At 71.0% G+C, this 5388-nt stretch carries 5 protein-coding genes; 1 reads left to right on the top strand and 4 read right to left on the bottom strand.

Going from position 1 to position 5388, the window contains the following annotated elements; genetic code table 11:
* From VNT50_RS07415 to VNT50_RS07400, 4 genes are all read right to left on the bottom strand, one after another.
* A partial coding sequence (locus VNT50_RS07415) for a PTS transporter subunit EIIC (protein WP_325484469.1) occupies positions 1-487 on the bottom strand: 487 nt, incomplete at its 3' end.
* Positions 488-530: 43 nt separating this feature from the next.
* Positions 531-2201, bottom strand: coding sequence for a phosphoenolpyruvate--protein phosphotransferase (ptsP, locus tag VNT50_RS07410; RefSeq protein ID WP_325484468.1), 1671 nt, complete (start codon positions 2199-2201; stop codon positions 531-533).
* Positions 2202-2214: 13 nt separating this feature from the next.
* Complete coding sequence (locus tag VNT50_RS07405; RefSeq protein ID WP_325484467.1) at positions 2215-2490, bottom strand: HPr family phosphocarrier protein; 276 nt, start codon at positions 2488-2490, stop codon at positions 2215-2217.
* Positions 2487-2867 carry a PTS sugar transporter subunit IIB gene (locus VNT50_RS07400; RefSeq protein WP_325484466.1) on the bottom strand — a complete coding sequence of 127 codons (381 nt, stop codon included), beginning with the start codon at positions 2865-2867 and terminating at the stop codon, positions 2487-2489. Before VNT50_RS07400 ends, VNT50_RS07405 begins: the two co-directional genes overlap by 4 nt.
* A gap of 256 nt (positions 2868-3123) precedes the next feature.
* On the opposite strand from VNT50_RS07400, the gene VNT50_RS07395 reads away from it, so the two are divergent.
* On the top strand, positions 3124-5049 hold the full coding sequence (locus tag VNT50_RS07395; protein ID WP_325484465.1) for a BglG family transcription antiterminator: 1926 nt from the start codon (positions 3124-3126) through the stop codon (positions 5047-5049).
* The last annotated feature ends 339 nt before the right edge of the window (positions 5050-5388 follow it).

Below are 5388 nucleotides of genomic sequence, written 5' to 3'. Positions count from 1 at the left end.
AGAACATGTTCACGAGCATCTCGAAGCCCGGCTTGATCTTGCCCTCCCAGAGGCTGTCGAGCCACTTCATCGAGTAGGCCGCGATCGGGGCCATGATCATCGCACCGATGAACTGGTGGATCTCTGGGATCGGCGGGTTGCCTGCCGCCTCAGCCGCCGCGTTGTAGTGGGTGACGAGGAGATCCGACCCTGCGATCACGCCGAAGGTGCCGATGACCGCGACCACGCCTCCGCGGATTCCGTAGACGATGCTGCCGCCCGTGTACGCGATCAGGATCGGCAGCGCGTAGTGGATGAACGGTCCGACGATCGTCGCGAGGTCGGCGTTGGGCGTCCATCCGACATCGATGAAGAAGGCCGTGAAGATGCCCCACGCGATGAGCGCGGGGATGTTGGGCATGATCATGCCCGACAGGTACGTGCCGAAGCGCTGGACTCCGACCCGTGCCTTATTGGTGCCCTTCGCGGGCGTCGACGCCGTTGTCATTGCAGTCTCCCTTTGTTCAGGTTTTCAGAGCCGCTCGTGCGGCCTATCGGGCTGCGGCGGCGCGCGCCGCGTCTCGGGCTGAGGTCGCGTCATCCGCGGCCAGGGCGGCCTCGGCGATGCGGCGAGCATCATCGAGGGAGTACTCGAGCAGCGACGCCCGCACGTCGGCGAGGGCGGTCGGCGCCATCGACAGGCTCGTCGCGCCGAGCCCGACCAGCACGACCGCCAGCAGCGGGTCGGCCGCGGCCTCGCCGCAGATCCCCACCGGCTTGCCATGGGCCTGCCCGGCCGCGCCTACCTCGCGCACGAGGCGGAGCACGGCGGGATGCCACGGGTCCTGGAACGACGCCACCGAGCCCAGCAGGCGGTCGGCGGCGAGCGTGTACTGCGTCAGGTCGTTCGTGCCGATCGAGGCGAAGTCCGCGTGCTTCAGCACGCGGTCGGCGAGCAGGGCGCTCGAGGGCACCTCGACCATGACCCCGGCGGTCTTGATTCCGTAGTCGCGGGCGAGGGCGACGAAGTACGCGGTCTCCTCCACAGTCGACACCATCGGGGCCATGACCCACAGGTCGGCACCGCCTCCGTTCGCCCGGGTGGCGGCATCCGCCTCGGCGAGTGCGGTCAGCTGCTCGCGCAGGATGTCCTCGCTCGCGCGCAGCGCGCGCAGCCCGCGCAGCCCGAGGGCCGGATTCTCCTCGTGCGCGTCGTTGAGGAACGGCAGAGGCTTGTCGGCACCGGCATCCAGCACCCGCACCACGACCTTCTTGCCCGGGAACGCGCCGAGCAGCTTCTCGTACGACACGCGCTGCTGCTCGATCGTCGGGGCCTGGCTGGAGCTCAGGAACAGGAACTCCGTGCGGAACAGCCCGACCCCCTGGGCGCCGAGGGCGACGGCATCGGCAGCACCGTCCGGGTTGCCGAGGTTCGCGAGGAGCGGCACGTCGGTCCCGTCGGCGAGGGCTCCGTCGGTGATGGGGGCGGATGCCGCGGAGGCCCGCGCCTGCGCGCGGGTCTGCGCCCGCTCGAGCTCCTCGGCCGTGGGCTCCGTCGTGACGACGCCGCTCGCGGCATCCACGATCACCGTCTCGCCGTCCCGCAGCCCCTTCGCGTCGACGACGCCCACGAGCGCCACGATCGACTTCTCGCGGGCGAGGATCGCGGTGTGCGAGGTCGGTCCGCCCTCGGTCGTGATGAGCGCGAGCACTTTGTCGAGGTCGAGAAGGGCGGTATCGGCCGGGGCGAGATCCTTCGCCACCAGAATGAACGGATGCCCCGGGTCGGGCACTCCCGGGGCGGGGACGCCACGGAGCCTCGCGATGACGCGCTGGGCGACATCGTCGAGGTCCGCAGCCCGCTCACCGAGGTAGCCCCCCATCGCGGTGAGCGTGTCTCTGAACGACGCGAAGGCGTCGTGCACGGCCCATTCGGCCGTCTTGCCCTGTGCCAGGCGGGCGTCGATCTCGGTCTCGAGCGACGGGTCCTCCGCCATCATCGCCTGAGCCTCGAGCACGTCCTGGGCGGCACCGCCGGCCAGCGCTCCGCGCTGCTCGAGTTCGCGCGCGACCGCCGAGACGGCTTCGCGCACGCGCGTGGTCTCGTCGTCCGCGGTGCGCTCGCTCGGGGCGTCGCTCGGCGCGGGAAGGGGCTCCGCCATTCGGGCCACCGGGCCCTGGGCGACGCCGAGGCCGATGCCGACACCTCTCAGTTCTGCCATATCGGAACCCGCTTCACTCGGCGTCGTGGTCGGTGGTGAGCAGCTCCGAGAGCCGGTCGAGCGCCGCCTCGGCGCCGTCGCCCTCCGTGCTGAGGGTGACGTAGTCGCCCTGTTCGACGCCGAGCGAGATGACACCCAGGATGCTCGCCGCGTTCACGGGCTTTCCGGAATCCTTGGCGACCGTGATCGTCAGCCCCGAGTCCTTGGCCGCCTGTGCGAAGAGCTTGGCGGGGCGGGCGTGCAGTCCGTGCGAAGAGCCGATGCGCACGGTACGGGTGACGGCGGTCATGAGATTCCTTTCGGTGATTCGGTGAGGTGCTGCGGGCGGTGCAGCTCTGCTGAGCTCGTCGAAGCATCCCCGTCCGCTTGAACAGCCGCGCGCACCAGCGCCAGCGTGCGCGTGCCGTCGAGGTCGGTGAAGATGTCGTCGGGCAGCAGCACGACGGTCGCTCCCCGCCACTGCGCGTCGTGCCGGATGCGGTCCATCGCGTGGGCCAGGTGCGGCCCGACGAGCACGACATCGGCCGAATCGAGGTCGATGGGAAGCGACTGCTCGGTGCCGGCGGAGGCGACGTAGGCGAGTCCCTCGACCTGGGCGGCGTGGCGCACGCGCTGCGCCACGAAGGTGCTGGACGCACCGGCACCGCACACCACCAGGATCCTCATCGATCGCCTTCCCACTCGTGGCCATTCTTGTGAAATCGCTGAGAGGGAACAACCACGCCTGTTTCCGCGGGGGCGGAAAGGCGCGGGCTCGGCCGGTGGGCCCGCGCCCGCCGGACCCCCGTCATCCACCGCCCGTCCCGCATCCACCGCCCGTCAGGGCCCCCGTCATCCACTGCCCGCCCCCGCGCATCCCCTGCGTGGTTGACTGGCAGCACGCGAGCGTCGAGGCCCGCCGAACCGATGCAAGGGAACGCCCGTGACGAGAGCGCGACAGGACCGGCTGCTCGGTCTGCTCGTGCGCGACCCGGAGTGGGTCACGGCGGCGACCCTGGCCGACGCGCTCGGGGTGACCCCGCGCAGCGTGCGATCGTACGTCACCGCCGTCAATGCCCGGGTGGCGCCCGGGGTCGCGATCGAGTCCGGGCCGCACGGATATCGCGCCGGAGCGGATGCGGCGGGTGCCCTCCGCGTGGCGGCGACGGATGCCGGAACCCCGCGCGACCGGCTGCACACGCTCGTGCGGTCCCTCCTCGACGAGCCCGAGGGCATCGACACGTTCGAGGTCGCCGACCGGCTGCACGTGAGCCAGGCGACCCTCGACGCCGACCTGTCCCGCGTGCGGGGACTGCTCGGCGGCACCGACCTGGTGCTCGAGCGCTCCGCGTCCCGCGTGCGGCTGCTCGGGTCGGAGTTGGCGCAGCGGCGCCTTCTCAGCCGCCTCGCGCACGACGAGATGGATGCCGGATCGTTCGACATCGTCGCGCTCCGCCGCACCCTCGGCGAAAACTCCGTCGGCGCTGCCGCGTTCGGGCCGTTCAAGTCCGAACTCGTCGCCGAACTGGGCGCCCTCGGCTACTTCGTCAACGAGTTCGGCATCGCGGACGTCGTCATGCACATCGCGATCGCGGCCGACCGGGTGTCGCAGGACCGCGGGCTCGAGAGCGCCGCACCGGATGCGCGCCCGGCACGGCAGGAGATCGCGGCGATCATCGGCCGCCTCGCCGAGCGGCACCTCGGGGTGCAGCTCGGGAGCGTCGACCTGCAGCACCTCGCCACGCTGGTGCTCACGCGCGTGGTCGCCCCGGGAACCCAGACGCCGGCGGAGCACGCGCGCTCGCATCTCGATCCCGAGGTCGAGGCCGCCGTACGCGAGGTCATCACGATCGCGTCCGCCGAGTTCCTCGTCGATCTCGCCCACGACGAATTCATCCTCCGCCTCGCCCTCCACGTGCAGAACCTGCAGCATCGGGCGCGCGATCAGGCGTGGTCGCGCAACCCCCTGACGCGGTCGCTCAAGTCGACGTACCCGATGATCTTCGAGGTCGCCGTCTTCATCGCGAGCCGCCTGCAGGTGCGGCTCGGCATCCCTCTCCCCGATGACGAGATCGCCTACATCGCGATGCATGTCGGCGGTCGGCTCGAGCGCAGCCGCCGCGCCGACCAGCTGCTCACCGCGACCATCGTGCTGCCCGGGTACTACGACCTTCACGAGCTCCTCCGCTCCAGCGTCGACCGCTCGCTCGGGCAGGCCGTCGAGGTCGTGGGCGTCGAGACGCGGGTCGACCCCGACTGGGATTCGATCGACACCGACCTCGTGCTCACGACGATCGACCCGCCCGTGCACAGCGAGCGGATCGTGCGGATCCAGCCGTTTCTGACCGACGCGGATGTCGAGAAGGTCACCGCCGCGGCCGCCCGGGTGCGCCGGGGTCGCCGCCTCGCGCGGTTGCGTGCGGAGCTCGAGCGCTATCTGGATCCCTCGGCGTTCGTGCGCGGCCTCGACGGCACGGCGGGGGAGGAACGGGTCATCCGCCACCTCGGCGGCCTGCTCGTCGCCCAGGGCGTGATCGACGATGGCTACGTCGAGCGGACGATCGAGCGGGAGCGGATGTCATCCACGGCCTTCACCGACGCCCTCGCGGTTCCGCACGCGCTGGGTATGACGGCGACCCGGACGTCGATCGCGATGGGGATCGGCGAGCAGTCGATCCCGTGGGGCGAGGGCCGCGTGCAGGTCGTGGCGCTCGTCGCGTTCAGCGAGAGCGACCGGGCGGCGTTCCAAACGGTCTTCGAGCAGTTCGTCGAGGTCTTCTCCGAGCGCGAGAGCGTGCAGCGCATCGTGCGCCGGGGCGTCGACTTCCCCTCCTTCCTGGACGAGCTCGTGGCCGTGATCGACGACTGAAGCGGCCGTGATCGACGACTGAAGTGGCCGTGATCACGCTGAACTCGCCGTAGATCGACGACTGAAGTGGCCGTGATCGACGCTGAACTCGCCCGGCCGGCCTGACGCGCCCCGCGTGCCGGGTTTGGGGCGCGATCCCTCCCTCGGTCCGGGTTTGGGGCGCGATCCCTCCGTCGGGGCGCGATTCGTGCGCCCCGATGTCGCGGATGCGCCCCGAACCCGCGGACGGGGTCGGGGTCACGACGTGGGCGGTCGTGACGGGCCGGGGTCACGACGTGGGCGATGACGACGGGGCGGGCTCACGACGTGGGCGATCGGATGCCTGTCGTGCCACGGGTT

This window comes from Microbacterium sp. (assembly GCF_035554235.1).
GTDB lineage: Bacteria > Actinomycetota > Actinomycetes > Actinomycetales > Microbacteriaceae > Microbacterium.
This window is presented reverse-complemented; position numbering and strand designations above follow the sequence as displayed.

Bases quoted from the DNA above. Each gene is read 5' to 3' on its own strand.
- ptsP (WP_325484468.1), bottom strand. From the start codon at position 2,201: ATGGCAGAACTGAGAGGTGTCGGCATCGGCCTCGGCGTCGCCCAGGGC.
- VNT50_RS07405 (WP_325484467.1), bottom strand. From the start codon at position 2,490: ATGACCGCCGTCACCCGTACCGTGCGCATCGGCTCTTCGCACGGACTG.
- VNT50_RS07400 (WP_325484466.1), bottom strand. From the start codon at position 2,867: ATGAGGATCCTGGTGGTGTGCGGTGCCGGTGCGTCCAGCACCTTCGTG.